This is a genomic window from Pedobacter sp. Leaf170, assembly GCF_920984665.1.
Taxonomy (GTDB): domain Bacteria; phylum Bacteroidota; class Bacteroidia; order Sphingobacteriales; family Sphingobacteriaceae; genus Pedobacter.
The window spans coordinates 289,510-311,727 of sequence record NZ_CAKLBP010000001.1; the positions used below are offsets into that span (position 1 = coordinate 289,510).

Genomic DNA, 22,218 nt, shown 5'->3' on the forward strand with positions numbered 1-22,218 from the left:
TAAGCAAACGAACAATCAATTTAACGCCTATGGCGTAACGCCACTATCTATTTCTTATTAAGCTCAGTAAACGCGTTATATTCGATGTCTTTATCTGTAATTGTTGCTACCGATTTGATGTAATCAAAAGTTTTTAAAGCTTTTACTTCCTCAAATGTACGGTTAGCATTTTCTTTATCTTGTAAAAACTGAACAGCATATTGTGCCAACTGATCTTCAGGAAGCGGACTCGGGCTGTACATTCTGAATTGAGCATCTAATTTAGCCTTGGCAGCCGCAACAACATCTTCGTATTTGATTTCGATGTTATTATCTTTGATGATTTTGTTTTCGATTAAAGTCCATTTAAGGTTTTTAGCGAAATCATCATAACCTTCTGCCAGTTCTTCATCAGTTAATTTCTCGTTTGTTGCTTTTAACCAACGACGTAAAAACTCATCAGGTAATTCAAAAGTATGTTTCTTTAACAAATCTTCGTAAATATCATTTGATAATTGACGTTCAGCATCTTGTTTAAACATGCCTTCTACTTCTTCAGTAATTTTAGCTCTGAAACCAGCTTCGTCAGTTACAGTACCTTCGCCAAATAATTTATCAAAAAACTCCTGATTTAAATCAGATTCTTCTAAACGGTTAACATTTTTAACAGTTAACTGGAAATTTGATTTCAACTCGGCAGCATCTTCTTCAGATATATTTAATGCTTTAGCAATTGCAGCAGCATCACCTAAAGCCTTTTGAATATCGATAGTTACAACATCATCCTTTTTTAAACCTACTAATGTTTTAAGGATTTTTTTATCGGCAATCTGATCTAAACGAAGTGTTGCAGTATTTGAAATTCCACCTTCAAAAACAGAACCATCATTCCCTAACTGAACTAATTCTGCATACAATACATCATCTTCTTCAGAAACCTCAGGATTAGTCATTTTACCGTAGCTACGGCGAATATTTTTTACACGGCTTTCTAATGTTTCGTTATCTGCCTTAACATTATAAAGGGTGTATTTATCTTTAGATGAAATTTCAACATCAAAAGCTGGCGCTAAACCTAACTCGTAATCAAATTCGAATTCATCTGTATTATCCCATTTAAATTCTTTTTCGTTGTTCTGTGCTGGTAAAGGCTGACCTAAAATTTCTAGCTTTTGCTCTGCGATGTAGTTTGAAAGCGTATCGTTTAATAAGTTATTAACTTCTTCAACCAAAATGCTTTTACCATACATTCTTTTAATGTGGGCAGCAGGAACCATTCCTTTACGGAAACCTGGTAATTGTGCTTTTTTAGCCTGTTCTTTAATTGCTTTATCTACTTTACCGGTGTAATCTGCAGGTGCAATTTTGATTTTTACAACAGCATTTAAGTTGCCGGTTTTTTCCTGTGTAATATTCATTTCTGTTTAGATATGAGATATGAGTAATGGTATTGAGATATTCGTCTCATCCAAAAAACACATCGATTTTTCGTTTAACAATGTCTTTTTAAAACAAAACCGTTCCGATGTTTAAATCGAAACGGCCTTTATCTTATTGTGCGGAAGAAGGGACTCGAACCCCCACGCCGTGAAGCGCCAGATCCTAAGTCTGGTGCGGCTACCAATTACGCCACTTCCGCAGTTAGGATTTATTAAGGACTGCAAAGATAGAAATCAGAATCAATTTTCAAAAAATAATTGAAATATTTTCTCAATTATTTTTACCAAAAAGTGCTAAGTATCTAAGGCTAAGCAAGAATAATTTTTTATAATTTTACAAGTGTTACATCAACAAGTTCTGGCCCACCCTCTAATGGATAACCTGAAACCTTTTTACCTTTTATTGTAACTGTTTTATCTAAGTAAGGATCTAAGCTGAAGGTGCTCTTTAAAGCATAAGTTTTATCGGCTGTTTTTAAAATATGTGTTCCGTATTGGAAGGTAGACATGCCCAGCTTTTGTATTGTTCCGGTTGCGGTTACGTGAGTTTTGGTGTTTGAATCTTTCATAGAAGTGCAACCAAACAGTATGGTAGCAAACAGCGACAACATTAGTACTAATTTTTTCATGGTAATTTTTAGGTTTGATTAATTCGATATCGCAAACTTAGCAGAAATTTTAGCAAACAATTAATAAAGTTCTTTCTGAAATTCGAAAAAGTATTGAACGGCTTTTACCAACCTACTGCCATACCAACTGAACATTTCGCCATCAACTAAAATTACTTTAGCATTTGGCAACTCATTCTGTATTTCGGCAATATGTTTATCTTTAAAAGGATAAGGCTCAGAAGAGAGTAATATAAGCTTAGGATTTAATTCTACGAGTTGTGAAAGGCCTACCTCTGGGTATCGTTCTTGTTTGATAACATTTACCATACCATTGCTAAGCAACACATCATCAATAAAAGTATTTTTCCCGGCAGCCATAAAAGGCTTTCGCCAAATTAAATAGGCTACTTTTTTATCAATTCGATTTTGCAGCGCCAAAGCTTTTAAATCTTTAAATCCGGCAGAAATTAAGTGATTTAAATAAGAAGCTTCTGGTGCTCTATCTACCAACGCCCCTATTTCGCTAATGGCACTCATTGCATCATCCAAGGTAAAAATATCGCTCATCCAAACCGGAAAGTAAGTTTCAAGTTCCTCTATATCGCTTTGCGTATTCTCTTCTTTATTCCCGATGATTAAATCGGGCTTTAAATCTTTTATTAAATCGATGTTGAGTTTTTTTGTCCCGCCAACTTTGGTTCGTTCTGCAAATTTTTCTATCGGATGAATACAAAACTTGGTTAATCCGATAATTTCTGAATCAAGCCCTAAATCAAATAATAGTTCTGTTTGCGAAGGTACAATCGAAATAATCCGCTTTGGCGGAAAATTCATGATAACCTCACGCCCCATTCCATCTGTAAAAGATTTTTGCATGAACGAAGTTATATGTTTTAAGTTGTAAGTATTTAATTTAACTCAAAACTTATCACCAATAATTTATTTAGTAAGAACAGGAATGTCTTCTTTAATCACCCCATCGGCAATGTGTAATATTCTGCTGCCGTATTCAGCATTTTTTTCTGAATGGGTAACCTGAATAATTGTTATACCTTCTTCCCTATTTAATTTTTGAAAAAGCTGCATAATTTCTTCGGCTTGTGCAGATTGTAAATTACCGGTTGGTTCATCGGCAAGAATAATGGATGGTTGTGCAGCTAATGCCCTGGCAATACCTACCAATTGCTGCTGACCGCCAGAAAGCTGATTTGGGAACAAATCTTTTTTTGCAACGATGTTAAATTTATCAAGCAAATTAGCGATGCGGCTGGCTCTTTCCGAACTACCAATTTTCTTGTAAAGTAATGGCGCTTCTATATTTTCATAAACCGTCATTTCATCTATTAAATGGTAAGCCTGAAACACGAACCCGATGTGATTACGATAAAGCTCAATACGCTTACGTTCGCTTAAATTCGTAACGTCTTCTTGCATAAACTCGTAACTACCATAAGTTGGTTCTTCTAACATTCCGAGAATATTCAAAAGCGTAGATTTACCGGCACCAGACGGACCCATAATGGATACAAATTCTCCTTGTTTAATAGTTGTGCTTACATGGCGAAGTACATAATGTTTAATGCCTTTGCTAGCGTAATATTTTTCTATGTTTTTAAGTTCTATCATTTTGCAGTATCAAGTATTTAGTATCAAGTATCAAGATAAGTTTTCACTTTAAGCTTTAGTCTTTTAGCTCACAGCTTTACTCATATTTAAGTGCATCGATAGTATTGGCTTTTGCAGCCCGATAAGACCTTAAACTTACCGTAAATACTGTTATTGATATAGATGCAAGCATCGCCACGATGAATGGCCAAATACTTAAATCTGTTCTATATTGAAAAGAGGATAACCATTTAGAAACAAAAATGTAAGCTACTGGCCATGCAACCAAATTCGCAATAAGAACCATCCATAAAAAAGAACTGTTAAGCATTTTAACCAGTTCAAAGTTAGAAGCTCCTAAAACCTTCCTGATAGCAATTTCTTTAGTTCTTTGTGTTGCCACAAAAGAAATTAATCCAAACAAACCAATAAACGAAATGAAGATTACAACGCCTGCAAATACCTTGAATAGGGTACCCATAATGCGCTCTGTTTCATAATAGCCTTTTAAATCTTCATCAAAAAAGTTGTTTTCGAAAACATAATCAGGATAGGTAGAATTAAAGGCTTGCTCTATTTTTTTAAGTGTTGCAACCATTTCATTTTTCTCTAATTTAATGGCAACCGTTTCATAATTTTTTTTGCGTGAGAATATTGCAATCGGCGCTATAGCTTCATGTAAGGAATAATTATTGAAATCTTTTACAACGCCTACAATTGGTCCGGGTTTACCCCAAAGTTTTAAGGTTTTACCTATTGCTTCTTCTGGTTTTTTGATATTTAATTTCTTGAGTAAAGTTTCATTTACTACATATTCTTTAATTGTATCACTTATACTCAATCCTCTGCCTGCGAGCAAGCTTAAACCAAATGTTTTTATGTAGCCGTCATCAGCAGGTTTAACATTAATTTGAAAATCTGCATCTTTAGAGCTGTTATAAGAAAAATTAGTTTCGTTATTATTACCAGATGAAGGTGCGCTTGTATTGAAGCTTAAATTTTTAACGCCGTTAATATTTAAAATTCTTTCTTTAAATGTATTGTGTTTTGTTAAGCTCAAGCTATCATAAGGCAAATTAATCAAAGCAATTGCATTGGTGTCAAAGCCTAACGATTTATTGCGGATATAACTCATTTGCTTAATCACAACTAAGGTGCTTACGATTAAAACTGCTGTAATTGCAAATTGTACCACTACCAATGTTTTACGCAATCCTACGCCACCTGCATTTGCCAGTACTTTATTTTTTATGGCTAACGCCGGGCTAAATCCCGACATGATTAATGCCGGATACAAACCTGCTAAAAAGCTAACCAAAACCAATAGCGCCATCAAAAATATAAAGATTAACGGGTCGCCAAAAAGGTTAAAATTAACGTCCCCACCAAATAAATTTTCCATTTTTGGCAAGGTTAACTCAGAGATTACACAAGCTAACAAAATGGATATAGCAGTTATTAATGCCGTTTCTGATAAAAATTGCCAGATTAATTGATTTCGTCTGCTACCCATTACCTTCCGCACACCAACTTCTTTACTTCTGCTTATTGCTTGAGCTGTAGCCAAGTTTACAAAATTTATGCATGCAGTAATTAATAAAAACAGACCAATAATCGCTAAACCAATAATTTGTTTATATGGCGTGATGAGCCCGGAAAAATTACCATAGTCATCGTTATGATGAATGTCATTTAAGGCTTGAAAATGATGACTCTCTTTCCCCGGACCATTATCTACGTAATATTTTTTAATGAATTGTTTTAACGTATTATCCAGCTCTGATGGATTTATGCCCTTTTTAAGCAAAATGTAACACTCAGAACTTGAAGAAACAGAACCCCAATGTTTCATATTTCTATTGTTATAACTTGCATAACTCATTACAACATGCAATGGAAAACTGCTATTCTGCGGATTATCCTTTATTACTCCCGTTACTTTAAAATCTTTTGTTGCATCAAAATTAATGCTGTTACCCAATGCTTTTTTCCAATCTCCAAAGTATTTTTTAGCCGTTTTTTCTGATAAAACAACCGTATTTGGACTCGTGAGCGCTGTTCCGGCATCACCGGCAAGCCATTTATAATTGAAAATTTTAAAAAATTCAGGCTCGGCGTAAAACAGAGTTTCAGAATCTTTAATTTCTGACTTAGTTGCCGTAGCATTAACTTTAATTATACCGCCGCTTTGCTGAATAGCAGCTACATGTTCAAATTGCGAAAAATCGTTTCGCATTGCAGCTGCAAGCGGCAAGGGTACGCCTGCTGATTTAAAATCGTTACCATCAGCATATTTCCATGATGAAACTACACGGTAAATTCTATCGCCATTGGCATAATCCTTATCAAAGCTTAATTGATAGTTAACAAAAATAAAAATGAGAATACAACTAGCCAGGCCTATTGAAAGACCAAAAATATTAATGGCTGTATAACCTTTATATTTCCAAAGGTTTCGCAATGCGATTTTTAAATTAAGTTTGAACATTTTTTTTTTAGTTTTACGTGGTAAGTTCTAAGTTGTAAGTATCAAAACTTACAACTTAAAACGTATTACTTATAACTTTGAATTATTCATATTTCAAAGCGTTAACAGGATTAGCTTTTGCTGTTTTATATGCCTGAAAGCTGACTGTTAACACTGCTATTGTTAAAGTTGTTACAGCCGAAACAGGAATAATCCACCAGCTAAATTCTGTATGAAATTCAAAATTGCTTAACCATTTACCCATCGCAAAATAACTGATAGGCGAAGCAATTATAATGGCTACGATTATCATTTTTATAAAAGAAAAGGATAGTAGTTGCATTAAATTTGCAACAGATGCACCCAAAACTTTTCTAATGCCAAACTCTTTTGTTCGCTGCTCTGCGCTATAGGTAACCAAGCCAAATAAACCAAGGCACGACACGAAAATTGCCAGTCCGCCGAAGAGATTGGATAGAATGCCCAAAGTTTTTTCTGATTTATATTTATCCTGATATAAGGAATTTATAAAGGTGATTTCTGCCGGATAAGCCGGATTAAAAACTTTAGTAATCTTATTGATGGTTTCTACATTACTCTGCAAGCTATTTTGATTGTTCAAACGCATTGTAATTGTACCGGTTTGCGCAGGATTTAAAAACACAACCTGCGGATTGTTTGATTTGTAAGGCGAATCCCAAACGTAATCATCAAAAACCCCAATAATATATGCATTGGCACCAAAAATCTTCACTCTTTTCCCGATTGGATTTTTGTAACCAAATACTTTGACTGCGGAGGCACTTACCAGTAACCCACTTGTATCTGAAGCGAAATTTTTAGAGAAATCTCTGCCTTGCAATAATTTTATACCATTGGTTTTTATGAAATCATAAGTTGTGGCAACCTGATTAAACATTACTGTATTTTCAGGTTTGTTCATCCCATCCCAGGCTACATCCATAAAATTGCGACCACGATGAGAAAGGCTAACCGATGACTGGTACATGGAAGTTACTGCACCAGATTTTAAAAGCTCAGTTTTGAATAAATCGAATTTTGTTTTCAATTCACCATCCTGCGGAATCTCTACCAAAGTATTTACATCAAACCCTACCGGTTTATTTTTTATGTATTGAATTTGGCGATATATAACTAATGTGGAAATAATCAGGATAATTGCGAAACAAAATTGCCCAACAACCAGCACTTGCCTTAGGCTTATATTTAAAAAACCATTTGCAGTTATTTTTCTTTTTAGGGTTTGAATTGGATTAAAAGAAGATAAATAAAATGCCGGATAACTTCCTGCAATTAAACCTGTTGCTGTTACAATACCTAAAATTCCAATCCAACTTGGCAAGTTGAAATACGAAATTCCTAAATTTATATTTAACAAGTGGTTAAATGCCGGTAGGCAAACTTCTAATAAAGCGATTGCGAGTATAACAGCAATCAAAGTTAACACCATCGATTCTGTTAAAAATTGAAAAATTAATGAGCTACGGTTTGCACCGATGGTTTTCTTAATACCTACCTCTTTTGCACGCTTTTCTGATTTGGCTGTGGCCATATTCATAAAGTTGATGCAGGCAATAAGTAAAATTCCAATTGCTAAGCCAACAAATAGATAAATCTGCTCAATATCTCCACCAACTGCTTTACCGTTTTCAAATTTGCCAAATAAATGAAGTTTACTGGCTTGATATAAAAAATTTGGCTGCGATTGTCCATTTTGTTCGGTATTAGCCTTTACCAGCGCTTCTATTTTACGATTTACTAAATCTACATTTGCATCGGCTGCTAAAGTAACAATCGTTACAAAACTGTAATTAGTCCAGTTTAAACTTTTTGCACTCTCATCTACAATTTCGTAAAACGACCAGGGCATTAAAAAATCGAATCGATTGGAACTGTTTTCTGGCAAATCTCTAATTACACCAGTTACTATTAAGTTTTCTTTATCTTGATAACGGACAGATTTATTTAAAACATCTGTTGTTCCGAACAAAGTTTTAGCAGTGCTTTCTGTTAAAATTACCGAAAGCGGATTATTTAATGCTGTGGTTGCATCGCCAGCAATAAACTTGTAATCGTACATTTTAAGAATGTCTGGCTCAGCGAATTTCGAATTCTTTTTATAGCTGTTTTGTCCATTAGCGATAAGGCTTTTCTTGCCATAGTCCATACGGACAACATATTTAACCTCAGGCAAATTTTGCTTTAATAGCGGACCAAGAGCCGTTGTAGAGCCATTAAATGTGGCGTTAATTTTATTGTTATCTCCAGGAACATTTGTCATAGCCATATAAACGTTCTCGTAATTCCTGGCTTGCTTATCAAAATTCCATTCGTAAGAAACGTATAGCAACAACATAAGGCAGGCTGCAAGACCAATAGCTAAACCTATCACATTAATCAATGACGAGATTTTATTCTTCCAAAGGTTTCGCAGGGCGATTTTTAAATTTAATTTAAACATTTTAAGAGTTTTACGTGGTAAGTTCTAAGTCGTAAGTATCAAAACTTACAACTTAAAACGTATTACTTATAACTTTGAATTATTCACATTTCAAAGCATTAACCGGATTAGCTTTTACGGCTTTTCTGGCTTGTACGCTTACGGTAATTACTGTTAATAAAATTGTTGCCAATGCACTGATTATAAATGGAATAATTGGCAAATCAATTCGATAAGCAAAGGTATCCAGCCATTTTTTTGTTAGGACATAAGCTATGGGCCATGATATGATATTGGCAATCATCACCATTATAAAGAATGATGAATTGATTAATTTGAAAATCTGAATATCGCTTGCACCTAAAATTTTACGAACAGCAATTTCTTTAATTCTACCATTGGTGATGTATTTTGCAAAAGCGAACAAGCCTAAAATGGCAATGAAAATGGTAAGCAAAGCCGCAGCAAAAAACACGGATTGTAGTTGCTCCTGTTTTTTAAACAATCTGCCATAAAGCTCATCTAAAAACTCATATCTAAAATCTTCGCCATCTTTTGGATTAATTTGAGGCCATAGTGCTTTCAAAGCGGTTAATGCATCAGCCATTTTATTTTCCTCAATTTTCAACATAATTTGAGTTTTGTAATTTCCACAAGGATTTTTAATGGCATAAATAGTTGGCTGCACAGCAGTTTCAAAACCCTGGGCTTTAAAATCTTTTGCTACACCTACAATTTTATAATCTATATTGCATCCTTTAATGGTTTTGCCTATCGGGTCTTTTAACCCGTATTTAGCCACAGCACTCTCATTAATAACAACAGAATTTGCGGTATCGGTTTTAAAAGCAGTAGAGAAAAAACGTCCTTCTTTTAGTTTAACATCAAGGGTTTCGAAATAGTCAAATTCCACATCCACAAAATCAACATTAGCCTTAAGCCCATTAGTTGTATAGCTATTAGTACCGTTTTCGGCACCGTTAGGGATATCGCTTGCCACTGTAGCAGATTTAATTCCCGGAATTTTCAAAACCTTATCTCTAACCGACTCAAAATTTAGCGAACCGAATTTTGAAGGATTATTAAAAAGCGTTAAATTTTTAATGTAAACGACCTGATTGGCAGAAAAACCTAAATCCTGAGAACGCATGTATTTAAGTTGCGAATTGATAATGAGTAAGCCAATAATAAAGATTACTGCAATGCTAAACTGAAATATCAATAAGCCATTTCTTAACCATGAGCTTTGTTTACTTGTAGAAAAGTTTCCTTTTAAAACTAAGGCCGGTTTAAAGCCAGATAAAACCACTGCAGGATAAATGCCGGCTGCAAGCGTTATCAAACACAATACCATTGGCAATTGCCAGAATAGATTGTTATCAATACGCCATATAGATAATTGCACTTGAAAAAGATTATTAAAAACTGGAAGTAGCAGTTCGGCAACAATTAAAGCTAAAGTGGTTGCTACGGTGCACTGAATAAAAATTTCTACAAGAAATTGAGTGGTAAGCTGGGCACGAAATGCACCCATAACCTTTTTAACACCAACTTCTTTTGCCCGCTTGGTAGCCTGTGCTATGCTCAAATTGGTAAAATTGATACATGCTATAACTAAAATTAAGATACCAAGAACCGAAAGCGCTACAAGGATTTTATATGGAGCATCGTTTCCGGCAAAAGGTTTTAAATGCAAATTAGCCAAAGGATCTAAAAATGTGGAAATAGCCTTAATTTCTTCAATTGTTTTTAAATCCGATTCTCCTTTTAATAATTCTGCTCTGTATAATTTGGTAATTTTTTGCTGAAGATTATCAACATCCGTACCTGGTTTTACCTTAATATAGGTTGTATAATTATTCATTCCATAATCTTCACCCTGCCCTATTTCATTTCCAATAGATATGCCATCGAAAGTTATATTAGAATGTGGATCGCTAATTATCGAACCATCAAACTTACTTCTTACACCGGAGTTACTTGCACCCATACCAACCATTTCCGGTTTATTATCTTTCTTATCTGGAAATAGCGTTTTCATACTTTCAACGTTTAAATAAGAAAGCCTTTCTACATCACCAGATGGTTTTTGTAATCCACCCATTGGTTTTATGTTTAATATTTTAGCTGCATTATAATCTGCCTGCATAAAATTTTTGGCAAAAACGGTGTTCTTCCCATTTTTTAAGGTCAGCTCAAAAAAACCACTTTTGGTAATCCCGGCATTTTCAACCTCCGGGAAATTTTGTTTTAAAGCTTTATGTAGCGGCGGAGCTGTATAGTTGGTTTTAAACTCCGGATAAATACGTCCAACTACATAAATATTTTTGTAATTTGGATTCGACTTATCAAAACTGGTTTCATAAGTAAAATACATCATCACCAAAATAAAAGAGGCCAAAGCAATCGCTAAACCACCAACATTTATTAAGGTAATGCCCTTGTTTTTCCAAAGGTTTCGCAAAGCGATTTTAAGATTGAGTTTGAACATTGTAGTTTCAAGGAGTTAGTATGAAGTATCAAGACCTTGCAAATAGCCTTAGGCTTTTTGCTTTAAGCTTTCAGCTCTATTCATATTTCAAAGCATCAACCGGATTGGCTTTTGCAACTTTTATCGATTGAATGCTGACTGTTAAAATGGCAATAAATAGTGATAAGGAAACTGCAATAAGAAATGGTATCACAGATATTGACACTCTATATTCAAAAGCCGATAACCATTTGTTAATGATAATATAAGCTAATGGGAAAGCGATTAAATTTGCAATTGCTACGAGCTTGATAAAATCTTTGTTTAACAGCGTTAATATGCTTGCTGTATTAGCGCCCAAAACCTTGCGTATGCTGATTTCTTTTTTACGTTGCTCGGCCATAAATAGCGCCAAGCCTAATAAGCCTAAGCAAGAAATAAAAATTGCAAAACCACCAAACCAGTTTGATAGCGTACCTAAAAGTTTTTCATCCTGAAATTTTACTTCAAAAGACTCGTCAACAAATTTTCTTTGCACCGGATATTCTGGTTCAATTTGCTTAACCAATTCATCAATTTTTGCTACTGAAGCACTTATGTTTTGTGCCGGATTTAAGCGTACAAGAATGACCTGGATATCATCCATATAACTTGGATAAAATACCATTGGCGAAACTTTCTGATAGGCACTTTCTACTACAAAATCTTTCACAACAGCTACAATGGTTCTCTCTGTTCCCCAATATTTAATTTTAGCGCCTATCGGATTTTTAAGTCCCATCATTTTAATAGCAGATTCGTTAAACATAACCTTATTGCTATCACTTTTTGATGTTGAAGAAATCTCTCTGCCTGCAACTAATTCTGTACCTATTGTTTTGATAAAATCATCTCCAACACCTCGATTATTGAATAAAATCGACTCACCCTTTGTTTTGCCATCCCAGTAAACATCAGTTGTATTGTTTCCACTTTCTGTTATGTCTTTACTAAACGTAGTTACATTGCTTGCTGCACCAGATTTTAAAAGTTGCGCCTTTAACAGTTCTAATTTACTCTTCTCGCTTACTCTGCCCCTAACTGCTATTTGAACCAGATTAGATTTATCATACCCAATTGGTTTGTTTTTTACATAGTTAAGTTGCTGATAAATAACTGATGTGCACACAATTAAACAGGCTGCAAAAACAAATTGAATTACCACTAAAATCTTTCTAATGGATACTGAAGAATCTGACTTAATTTTTAAGCCTTTTAATACTTTTATGGGTTCAAAAGAAGATAAATACAAAGCTGGATAACTACCAGCGATAAAGCCTGTAAAAATCATCAAGCCTAAAAGTGTGCTCCAAAAAGTGATGCTTTTGTAATTGATTTGAAGCTCAATATTCAATAAATTATTAAAGTATGGCAAGCTTACTTCTACCAGAATGAAAGCCAAAACGCCAGATAATAAGGTAATAAAAACTGATTCTAATAAAAACTGACCGATTAAAGATTTTCTGGTTGAGCCGATAGCTTTTCTTATTCCAACCTCCTTAGCCCGGCGCTCTGAACGAGCGGTTGATAAGTTCATAAAATTTACGCAGGCAATTAGTAAAATACAAAATGCAAGTAGAAGGAATATTTTTAACTGTTCTATTTTGCCACCAACAGATTTTCCATTTTGAAAATCATCGTACAGATGCCATTTTGTGTAAGGATGCAATAATGCCTTAGCTGTATTACCTTGCTGGTTACGTTTATAAACATCCAATATGCTTGAATTTGCAGCATCAAAAAAGCTATTATCTTTTAATTGAGCCACCGTTAAGCACATGTTATTTCCCCAATTTTTATCTTTTGCCCAAGGCTCTCTTTTCACAAAAAGTTCCCATGGCATTAGGCATTCAAAAATTATAGAGTTATTTGCGGGGATGTCTTCAATTACAGCCTCAACCTTCAAAACATCCTGATTATCAAGCTTAACTGTTTTATTTATCGGGTCTTCATTTCCAAAAAGTTTTTTCGCAAATGATTCAGTCAAAATAATTGTGTTAACGCCTTTTAAAGCCTTATCAGGATTGCCTTTAACAAACTTATAATCGAATATTTTGAGGAAAGATGGGTCAGCAAAATTTACTCTCGAATTAATCCTTTTATCATCAACCGTAATTAATTTTGTTGATGGATAAGTAGAATGCGAGGCATATTTAACGCCAGGAATTTTAGCGGCAACTTCATCAGCCATGGCATTCGGTGTCCAGGCCCAACTGTAAATTTTACCATTGGCCGGAGCATTTTGATAGATTACATAGGTTTTATCACTGTTAGAAAAACCCTTATCAAAACTCCATTCGTAGGCAACGTATAGCAACAAAATCAAGCAACTCGCCAAACCAATGGCCAGTCCTCCGATATTAATCAAAGAAAACCCTTTGTTTTTCCAAAGGTTTCGCAAAGCGATTTTTAAATTTATTTTGAACATCTTTTGAGTATTACGTGGTAAGTTTTAAGTTCTAAGTGCATTACGTAAAACGTATCACTTATAACCTCCAAGCGCCTTATCCGAATCTTCCCATCCGGGAAGATTTCGGTTGGCCTATCATTAACTAAAACTATTTTTTTAAGGTTAAGGGCTAATGTCACTCATGCATAACCATACGCCTTAAACCTTTCACCTTTAAATATTTTCTATATCAATTCCTCGTTTCTGCTTTTGTTTACTTTCTCAGAAATCACATGGCCATCTTTAAGGTTTATGATTCTGTTAGAAAAACTGGCGTCGTGACTGGAGTGTGTAACCATTACAATTGTAGTCCCGGTTTCATTCAGTTCGCAAAGCAATTCCATTACCTCATTACCATGAGAACTATCTAGGTTTCCTGTTGGCTCATCTGCTAAAACTAACTTTGGCTTAGTAACCAAAGCCCTTGCTACAGCCACACGCTGCTGCTGTCCGCCAGAAAGTTGCTGAGGAAAATGGCCACTGCGATTAACAATGTTCATTCTTTCGATAATTTCGTTAACCAAAGCTTTGCGTTCGGCAGCAGGAACTTTATTGTAGATTAAAGGCAATTCAATGTTTTCGAAAACTGTTAATTCATCAATTAAATTAAAATTTTGGAATACGAAGCCCATATTCCGCTTGCGGAAATTTGAGCGTTCTCTATCATTTAAAGTTAAAAGCTCGGTATCAATAAATTTGTAACTTCCACTTTCGGGTTTATCTAACAAACCCATAACATTTAATAAGGTAGATTTTCCACAACCAGATGGCCCCATTATCGAAACAAATTCACCTTCCTTAACATGAAGGTTGATTCCATTTAGTGCAGTTGTTTCAACTTCTTCGGTTTTATAAACTTTTTCAAGATTTTCTATTCTTATCATGAGGCAATTTTTTTGATGGTTAGTTTAATATTATTTTGTTGAGCATGTTTCAACTCAACTTCAAAATCCTTTTCACCTAATACTTTATGGTAAATTTTAATTGTGTAAGTTCCGGGCTTTAATTCTATTTCAGTAGTTTCTGCTCTTAACGGAACATCCATTTTCAGTTTCCCATCCTGAATAAAATTAACTTTATCGAGTAAAGCTAAATCTCCGGCTAAAGTTAAATTTGCCTTCGAAAGATTGGTAGTTGTTTTTCCGCCTGATTTACTGAATATATTCATTTCATAGCTCGCACCATTTTTATTATCGATCCAATTAGATTCTTTTTTAAAAACACTTTGGGCATTTGCCATGTACGATAAGCAGGTAATGGCAATTGTGATTAAAATTTTAGTCATCATTTTATTTATTAATTTCTACCTGGTCATATTGATTAAATTGGTCGTAAGATGACGTGATAACCTCATCGCCTTTTTGCAAGCCTTGTAATATTTCGTAATAAAGGTAATTTTTCCTTCCGATTTTAACATTTTTCTTAGTCGCTTTACCATTGTTTACCACAAACACCCACGAGCCGCCTGTACTTTGAAAAAACTGACCTTGAGCCAGAAGTAATGATTTGCTATTATCAGATAATGTAAGTTTGGTTTGTAAAGACAAGCCTCTACGCAAATCGATTGGAGCACTACCTTTAAACACCATCTCAACCTGAAACTGACCGGCAGTTACCTCTGGTATAACTTTGCTAACTGTTAAACTGTAAGTTTTACCATTAAATTCGCATGTAGCAGTTTGTCCCTCCTTAACGCGGTTGATGTAATATTCATCAACACCAGCTTGCAATTTATAGCCTTGCATTACATCAATCTTTCCAATCATTTCGTTAGAATTGTAAGATTTACCGATAACCGGGTCATAAGAAGATAGCTTACCCGAAACCGGTGCTTTAATTGTCATGTTTTCGATATTTGTTTTTATCATTTCTAAACTTTCGTTCATTTGGCTCATAGATTGGTCAATTTGTGAAAGTTGCATTTTACGGCTTTGATTCTCTTGCTTTATCGCTTGCCTAACAATTTTCAGTTTACCTTGATAATATTCATAATCCTGAATCGATTTATTGAATTCTTGCTGAGTAATTACCTTTTTAGAAAACAAAGCGCTATCTAACCTATATTGGCGGGTTGCAGTGCGGAGGTTGTTCTCGACGTCTAAAACATCCTGATTTAAAATCCTTTGATTTTGCTCTAAATCTAACCTCGATTTTCTCAATTGATTAATTTGTTCGGTGGCTGCAGTTTGCTGAGATGTGTAACCCATCATTGCATTAGAATTTTCGATTCTTAAAAGGGGTGTACCTTTAACTACAGTAGCGCCATTCTCAGTAAAAATCTGGGCAACTGTTCCACCTTCTGAAGAGCTTACAATTACCGATGTTAAAGGAACAACACTTGCATTTAATAAAACTACATCTTCAAAGTCTCCATATTCAACTTTGCTAATGGTTAATTTATCTGCATCGGCACTGTAAGTTTTCTTTAATGACAAGGTGTAGCCGTATATAACTACTGCTATAAAAGCAATTGCCCCGCCTATTACGATTAAGTTTTTGGTGGTGAATTTTTTCTTCTCTATTTTCTTATCCATTGTTTGGTAATGCTGTTCGGTTTCTCTAATAACCAAGCTTGTGCCAAAAGACTATAGCATAATTAAATACCTGACATACAACGTTTTAAATCAAATTAAAAAAAATTAATGTTCATTTTCGAACAGTTCATGTACGGGAGCGGACAGTTTAATTAAATTTGCTTAAAGGAGGTGGTTTAGACGGTTTAGGTTTAAGAATTTATACCTCACCCCTTCATCCCCTCTCCTTGAAGAGAGGGGGGCGTGGAGCAGAAATTTAAAGTTAAACATAAATACAAATAAAATTATTAAGATAGCTTTGAATCAATCACAATCCGAAATTTCCCTCTCTTTAAGGAGAGGGACAACACAACAGAACAAATACTACTAACTTTAATAGGGTGAGGTAAATAGTATAAGCCAAATGAGGAAGGTTAAATAAAATACCTTACCCCTTCATCCCCTCTCCTTAAAGAGAGGGGGAGGGGAGCAGAAATCAAAAGTTAAACATAAATACAAGTAAAATTATTAAGATAGCTTTGAATCAATCACAATCCGAAATTTCCCTCTCTTTAAGGAGAGTGACAGCATAACAGAACAAATACTACTAACTTTAATAGGGTGAGGTAAAAAACAAATACGCAATACCCAAGAGCAATAAAAAAATATAATATGCTAGATGCCACAGTATTAATAATTGATGACGACGACGACATTCTTCTGAGTGCCCGTTTATTTTTGAAGCAGCAGGTTAAACAGGTAATTACCTGCAAATCGCCGAAAGAAATTAATGTTTTACTTAGTAAAAATGAAGTAGACATTATCCTGTTGGATATGAACTATCAAAAAGGCGCAAGCGATGGCAGAGAAGGTTTATATTGGCTGGAACATATATTATCAATTGATAAAGATTATGTTGTTATATTAATGACTGCCTTTGGAAACGTGGAGCTTGCTGTTAAAGCCATTAAAAATGGAGCAACCGATTTTATCCTTAAACCCTGGGAAAATGAAAAGCTTTTCGCCACAATTTCTGCAGCATCAAAACTTCGTGCTTCAACAAGAAAGGTTAAAAAGCTCGAAAAAATTCATACCTCGCTACAAAAAGATATGGCCAGAGGTTTTGAACACATTGTTGGCAAAGCTGATGTAATAACCAACCTTCAAAATACGCTTTTAAAAGTTGCACCAACAGACGCAAATGTTTTAATATTAGGCGAAAATGGAACGGGAAAACAGGTATTTGCCTACGAAATACATGGAAATTCGCAGCGTAAAAATCAGGTTTTTATGCATGTAGATTTAGGCTCATTAAACGAAAACCTTTTTGAAAGCGAACTTTTCGGTTATGCTAAAGGCGCTTTTACTGATGCAAAAGAAGATAAACCCGGGAGATTTGAACTTGCAGATGGCGGAACAATATTTTTAGATGAGATTGGAAACTTAACTTTGCCCTTACAGGCTAAATTATTAAGCGTGCTACAAAATAGAACGGTTATCCGATTAGGAGAAAGCAAAGAGCGTAAAGTGAATGTTCGTTTAATTACAGCTACAAATATGCCTTTGAATGAAATGGTTGCTAAAAATACCTTCCGCCAGGATTTACTTTTTAGAATCAATACCGTTGAATTATTATTACCGCCGCTAAGAAAACGCGGTAACGATATTTTATTGCTTTCTGAGCACTTTATGCAGGTATTTAGCACTAAGTATCATAAAGAATCACGAAGTTTAAGCCCCAGAGCAAAAGAAGTATTACTAAATTACAATTGGCCAGGCAATGTTAGAGAACTGCAACATGTTTTGGAACGTGCTGTAATTATGAGCGATGGGAACGAAATAACCGACCAGGATTTACAGCTTAGCCCGCAGCGGTTTGCACAAAACAATAACCTGCCCGATGAAATGGCACTTGAAGATATGGAGAAGATGATGGTACAAAAAGCCATTGATAAACACAAAGGAAATATTTCTAAAGCCGCAGCAGAGCTAGGTTTAACCCGGGCAGCTTTATACAGAAGAATAGAAAAATTTGGAATATAAATAGGGCAACAGTATAGGTTTTAAGCACAAACCGCACAAACCTTACAAATTTAAAATTTGGCCATGTACCTTAAAACTTTAGCCTAACAACGCTTAAGAAATGTTTTACAAACGCTTTACCTTTCGTTTAATATCACGCTTGCTCATCATTAATTTGCTGGGCTATTTACTGTTTTATTTAATTACGACAACCGAATTATGGTTTACAATTATTGGTGTAAGCTTAATTTTATTAGGTTCGGTAATTTCGCTTTATTACTATATAAATGAAATCCGATCGGATATTAAACGCTTTATTTTAGCCGTTAAAACCCGCGACCATACCTTAAATTTTAAGAATAAAGCCACAAAAGGTAGTTTCCCAGAATTATATGAATCTTTTGGGGAGATACTTCAAGTGCATAAACAGATTCGTTTAGAGCAAGAGGCAATGTTTCAGCTTATTAAAACTATTTTGGAGCAGGTTCCAGTTGGTGTAATTGTGATAAATAAAACTCCGACAGCGCAAAATAACGAAGAAATCGCTTTTTTTAATCAGGCAGCCTCTAACCTATTAGGCGTACCGGCATATAAGTATTGGCATCGTTTAAAACAGCATTTACCAAACTTTACAAACGAGGTTGAACAAATATCAAGTGGTGGAAAAAGATTTCTGGAGCTTAAGATTCAAGATAAATTGATTCAATTATCCACCGAAGTTATTCCGCTAAATCTGTATGCAAAGGATTATACCATCATAAGTTTTCAAAACATTAAGGATGAAATTGAACAGAAGGAAACTGAAGCATGGAACAGATTGATAGGTGTAATATCTCACGAAATATTAAATTCCATCACCCCTATTAGTTCATTATCTGATACCATAAACAGCATGGTAACGGATAAAGAAAACCTCGATTTGGATGAAATGGAAGATCTGAAAACGGCACTGCAAACCATTAAACGTCGCTCTGCCGGATTACTTGATTTTGTTAAAGATTACCGCCTTATAGCTGAATTACCAACACCAAATCTCGAATCGCATACCATAGGCGAAATATTGAAACACATAAAAGTGTTGATGCAGCCTTTTGCAAAAGTTAAAAATGTTAGGTTAGATGTAGAACAAACAAGCTCTAAAATTACGATTCAGCTCGATTTAAAACTGATTGAGCAAGTTTTGATAAACCTGATTACGAACAGTATTTACGCTGTAGAAGAACTTGAAAACCCACACATTTCGGTTAATTATAGGTTAGAACATACTAAATTATACATAGATGTTACCGATAACGGAAAAGGCATTGAGCCCGATGATTTAGAGAAAATTTTTGTGCCTTTTTACACTACCCGAAAAAATGGTTCGGGCATTGGTTTAACCATAAGTAGAAACATTATGAAAATGCATCGCGGTAGTATAGAAGTTGCTTCTACACCAAATGAACAAACTACGTTTTCGATACTATTTAATTACGTTTAAGCTTCTGCTCTTTAAATATCCTCCTATTGATGATGCAGAAAATTTAGTTTTTAATGGCGAAACGATTATGTTAAAAAGAACCACAAAATGCCGTAAAACAAACCTGATTGAAGTGAGCATGCAGCGAAGCGAAATAAAACGTAAAGCAGGACTGCTGCAACCGAATATAACAGAAACTTGCTTTACAAAAGCTTAATAAAAATGAATAATTACCACAAAAATATTCGTTAAAATACAATTTTAGCCAAATCATTTGAATGTTTGTTTTACAAGAAAATTGAAACAAAAACGGAATTAAGCGCTTTTATTTATGTGGATACAACAAATACAAGCATGAAGACAGTTATAATTTCGAACAGACTACCCGTTAAAATCATAGAAGAAAACAACGAGTACACGTTTATTCCGAGTGAGGGCGGCCTTGCTACCGGACTTGGCGATGTGTACAAAAATGGCAACTCTATCTGGATTGGTTGGCCCGGAATTGAAGTGCCTGAGGAACGACAAGAGGAAGTTATCCAGAAATTGGCCGAGCTAAATCTCTACCCTGTTTTCCTTACTCAAGAAGAAATTAATTTATACTACGAAGGCTTTTCTAACGAAGTGTTATGGCCGGTGTTTCATTACCTGGTTACCTACGCACATTACGAACAAAGTTATTGGGATTGCTATAAATCGGTTAACGAAAAATTTGCAAAAAGTGCCATGCAGGTACTTGGCATAAAAGATAAAATCTGGATTCAGGATTATCAATTACTTCTACTACCAGGAATTTTAAGAGCTAAATTTCCAAATTCAACCATCGGTTTCTTCCAGCACATTCCCTTTCCATCTTATGAGATATTCAGGCTTATTCCCTGGCGGGAAGAAATACTAAATGGATTAATTGGGGCAGATTTGATTGGTTTTCATACCTACGATGATGTTCGCCATTTTATAAGCACGGCCACTCGCTTGCTGCCGGTAAATTCCTCATCGAACGTGTTGCATAGTAGCGAAAGGCAAATTGTTATAGAGGCTTTCCCAATGGGGATAGATTACGAAAAATTTGCTTCGCTAACCATTTCTGAAGCCGTTAGAATGGAAATCGACTATTTTAGAAGTGGCAAAGAAAACATGAAAATTATTCTTTCTATTGATAGGTTGGATTATAGCAAAGGAATTCTGGAGCGTTTAAAAGCTATGGAATTGCTATTGCAAATGCATCCTGAGTTTATCGGTAAAATTGAACTATTTATGATTGTAGTGCCATCCAGGGATTCGGTACCGCAATATAGTGAATTAAGAGAACAAATTGACCAGTTTGTAGGAAATTTAAACGCCAGATACCGGTCTATGGATTGGATTCCTGTAAATTACTTTTATCGCTCCTTCCCAATCGAAGTGCTCTCGGCGCTTTATTCATCGGCCGATGTTTGCCTGGTTACGCCAATGCGTGATGGTATGAATTTAGTAAGTAAAGAATATGTTGCCAGCAGGAACAATGAAGACGGCGTACTGATTTTAAGCGAAATGGCAGGTGCTTCAAAAGAACTTACTGATGCCATATTGGTTAACCCAAATAACCTTGGCGATATAACCGAAGCCATTTTAGTAGCGCTGAAAATGCCCCTTGAAGAGCAACAACAACGTATGAAAGCCATGCGTGCCGTTGTAGAAAAATTCAATGTTAAACATTGGGTAAATAATTTTATTTTAAGACTTAACGAAGTGAAAGACTCACAAAAATCATTACAAACAAAACATGCGGTAAATTCTGTAAATGAAATCATCGCCAAACAATACGCAAAAGCGAGCAACAGAGCTTTATTTCTGGATTACGATGGAACGCTGGTAGATTTTACCGGAAATATAGAAGATGCATCGCCAGATGATGAACTTTATGATTTAATAGAAAACCTTACATTGGATAATGCCAATACCGTTATAATTATTAGCGGACGTAGACATGAAACATTAGAAAGCTGGTTTGGACACATGAAAGTGGATTTAATTGCAGAACATGGTGCGTGGCAAAAAACACATGGAGATAAATGGAACTGTTTACCTTTATTAACCGACCAATGGAAAGCTGAAATAAAAGCCTTGCTTGAAACCTACACAGATAGAACACCGGGTTCATTTATAGAAGAAAAAAGCTACTCCTTAGTGTGGCATTACCGCAAAGCGGATGAAGGATTAGGCGATTTACGAGCGAATGAGATTGTTAGTCACATGAAAATTTTAGCTGCAGATAAGGGCTTGCAGCTTATGCCCGGAAATAAGGTTATTGAATTTAAAAATATAGAAGTAAACAAAGGCAAAGCTGCACTGAATTGGTTGTATAATAAAAATCCTGATTTTGTTATGGCACTGGGCGACGACCATACAGACGAAGATATTTTTAGAGCCTTGCCCGAAGAGGCCATTACAGTTAAAGTAGGCAACAACCTATCTGAAGCGAAATACTACCTAAACGATTTTAAAGAAGTAAGAAAGATGCTTTGGAGTTTAGTTAAGGAAGAATTTGTAGAGAGAATTTAACAAAATTAGAAGTCGAAACAGAAAACAAAAATCCCGCAGATTAAAATGATTTACGCAAAAATTTAATTTGCGTAAATCTCTTAAATCTGCGGGAAAATATTATTTAGGTTAGAAACTTCCGCTGTTTATTGGTATTTACAGGAAAGCAATCCAACAATAA

General features: G+C 35.0%; 14 protein-coding genes and 1 tRNA gene. 3 read left to right on the forward strand and 12 right to left on the reverse strand.

All coding sequences use genetic code 11. The features are described 5' to 3' along the window. Nucleotides 1-47: 47 nt before the first annotated feature. The 12 genes from tig to LUA90_RS01315 all read right to left on the reverse strand — a co-directional run bounded on the left by tig (nucleotide 48) and on the right by LUA90_RS01315 (nucleotide 16,054). Complete coding sequence (gene tig / locus LUA90_RS01260; protein WP_231460089.1) at nucleotides 48-1,397, reverse strand: trigger factor; 1,350 nt, start codon at nucleotides 1,395-1,397, stop codon at nucleotides 48-50. 139 nt (nucleotides 1,398-1,536) lie between these two features. Next, nucleotides 1,537-1,618: transfer RNA gene (locus LUA90_RS01265), tRNA-Leu, on the reverse strand. Between the two features lie 126 nt (nucleotides 1,619-1,744). Continuing rightward, on the reverse strand, nucleotides 1,745-2,047 hold the full coding sequence (locus LUA90_RS01270; protein WP_231460088.1) for a hypothetical protein: 303 nt from the start codon (nucleotides 2,045-2,047) through the stop codon (nucleotides 1,745-1,747). A 60-nt stretch (nucleotides 2,048-2,107) separates the two neighbouring features. Beyond that, a complete protein-coding gene (locus LUA90_RS01275; protein WP_231460087.1) occupies nucleotides 2,108-2,905 on the reverse strand; it encodes a helical backbone metal receptor in 798 nt (265 codons plus the stop codon). Between the two features lie 63 nt (nucleotides 2,906-2,968). Further along, complete coding sequence (locus tag LUA90_RS01280; protein WP_231460086.1) at nucleotides 2,969-3,655, reverse strand: ABC transporter ATP-binding protein; 687 nt, start codon at nucleotides 3,653-3,655, stop codon at nucleotides 2,969-2,971. A gap of 76 nt (nucleotides 3,656-3,731) precedes the next feature. After that, nucleotides 3,732-6,122, reverse strand: coding sequence for an ABC transporter permease (locus LUA90_RS01285; protein ID WP_231489836.1), 2,391 nt, complete (start codon nucleotides 6,120-6,122; stop codon nucleotides 3,732-3,734). 82 nt (nucleotides 6,123-6,204) lie between these two features. Continuing rightward, nucleotides 6,205-8,583: an ABC transporter permease gene (locus tag LUA90_RS01290; protein WP_231489837.1), complete on the reverse strand. Its 2,379-nt coding sequence runs from the start codon at nucleotides 8,581-8,583 to the stop codon at nucleotides 6,205-6,207. Between the two features lie 79 nt (nucleotides 8,584-8,662). Beyond that, entirely contained in the window at nucleotides 8,663-11,053 is a 2,391-nt protein-coding gene (locus LUA90_RS01295; RefSeq protein ID WP_231460083.1) for an ABC transporter permease, read from the reverse strand. Between the two features lie 76 nt (nucleotides 11,054-11,129). After that, nucleotides 11,130-13,499: an ABC transporter permease gene (locus LUA90_RS01300; RefSeq protein WP_231460082.1), complete on the reverse strand. Its 2,370-nt coding sequence runs from the start codon at nucleotides 13,497-13,499 to the stop codon at nucleotides 11,130-11,132. 206 nt (nucleotides 13,500-13,705) lie between these two features. Further along, on the reverse strand, nucleotides 13,706-14,404 hold the full coding sequence (locus tag LUA90_RS01305) for an ABC transporter ATP-binding protein (RefSeq protein ID WP_231460081.1): 699 nt from the start codon (nucleotides 14,402-14,404) through the stop codon (nucleotides 13,706-13,708). Beyond that, on the reverse strand, nucleotides 14,401-14,808 hold the full coding sequence (locus LUA90_RS01310; protein ID WP_231460080.1) for a hypothetical protein: 408 nt from the start codon (nucleotides 14,806-14,808) through the stop codon (nucleotides 14,401-14,403). The genes LUA90_RS01305 and LUA90_RS01310 overlap by 4 nt, the downstream gene beginning before the upstream one ends. Nucleotide 14,809: 1 nt before the next feature. Next, nucleotides 14,810-16,054, reverse strand: coding sequence for an efflux RND transporter periplasmic adaptor subunit (locus tag LUA90_RS01315; RefSeq protein ID WP_231489838.1), 1,245 nt, complete (start codon nucleotides 16,052-16,054; stop codon nucleotides 14,810-14,812). Nucleotides 16,055-16,705: 651 nt separating this feature from the next. Here LUA90_RS01315 and LUA90_RS01320 point away from each other — a divergent pair. The 3 genes from LUA90_RS01320 to LUA90_RS01330 all read left to right on the forward strand — a co-directional run bounded on the left by LUA90_RS01320 (nucleotide 16,706) and on the right by LUA90_RS01330 (nucleotide 22,058). Next, entirely contained in the window at nucleotides 16,706-18,076 is a 1,371-nt protein-coding gene (locus tag LUA90_RS01320) for a sigma-54 dependent transcriptional regulator (RefSeq protein WP_231460078.1), read from the forward strand. Between the two features lie 100 nt (nucleotides 18,077-18,176). After that, nucleotides 18,177-19,535, forward strand: a complete 1,359-nt coding sequence (locus LUA90_RS01325; protein ID WP_231460077.1) for a PAS domain-containing sensor histidine kinase — start codon at nucleotides 18,177-18,179, stop codon at nucleotides 19,533-19,535. 333 nt (nucleotides 19,536-19,868) lie between these two features. Further along, entirely contained in the window at nucleotides 19,869-22,058 is a 2,190-nt protein-coding gene (locus LUA90_RS01330) for a bifunctional alpha,alpha-trehalose-phosphate synthase (UDP-forming)/trehalose-phosphatase (protein WP_231460076.1), read from the forward strand. The last annotated feature ends 160 nt before the right edge of the window (nucleotides 22,059-22,218 follow it).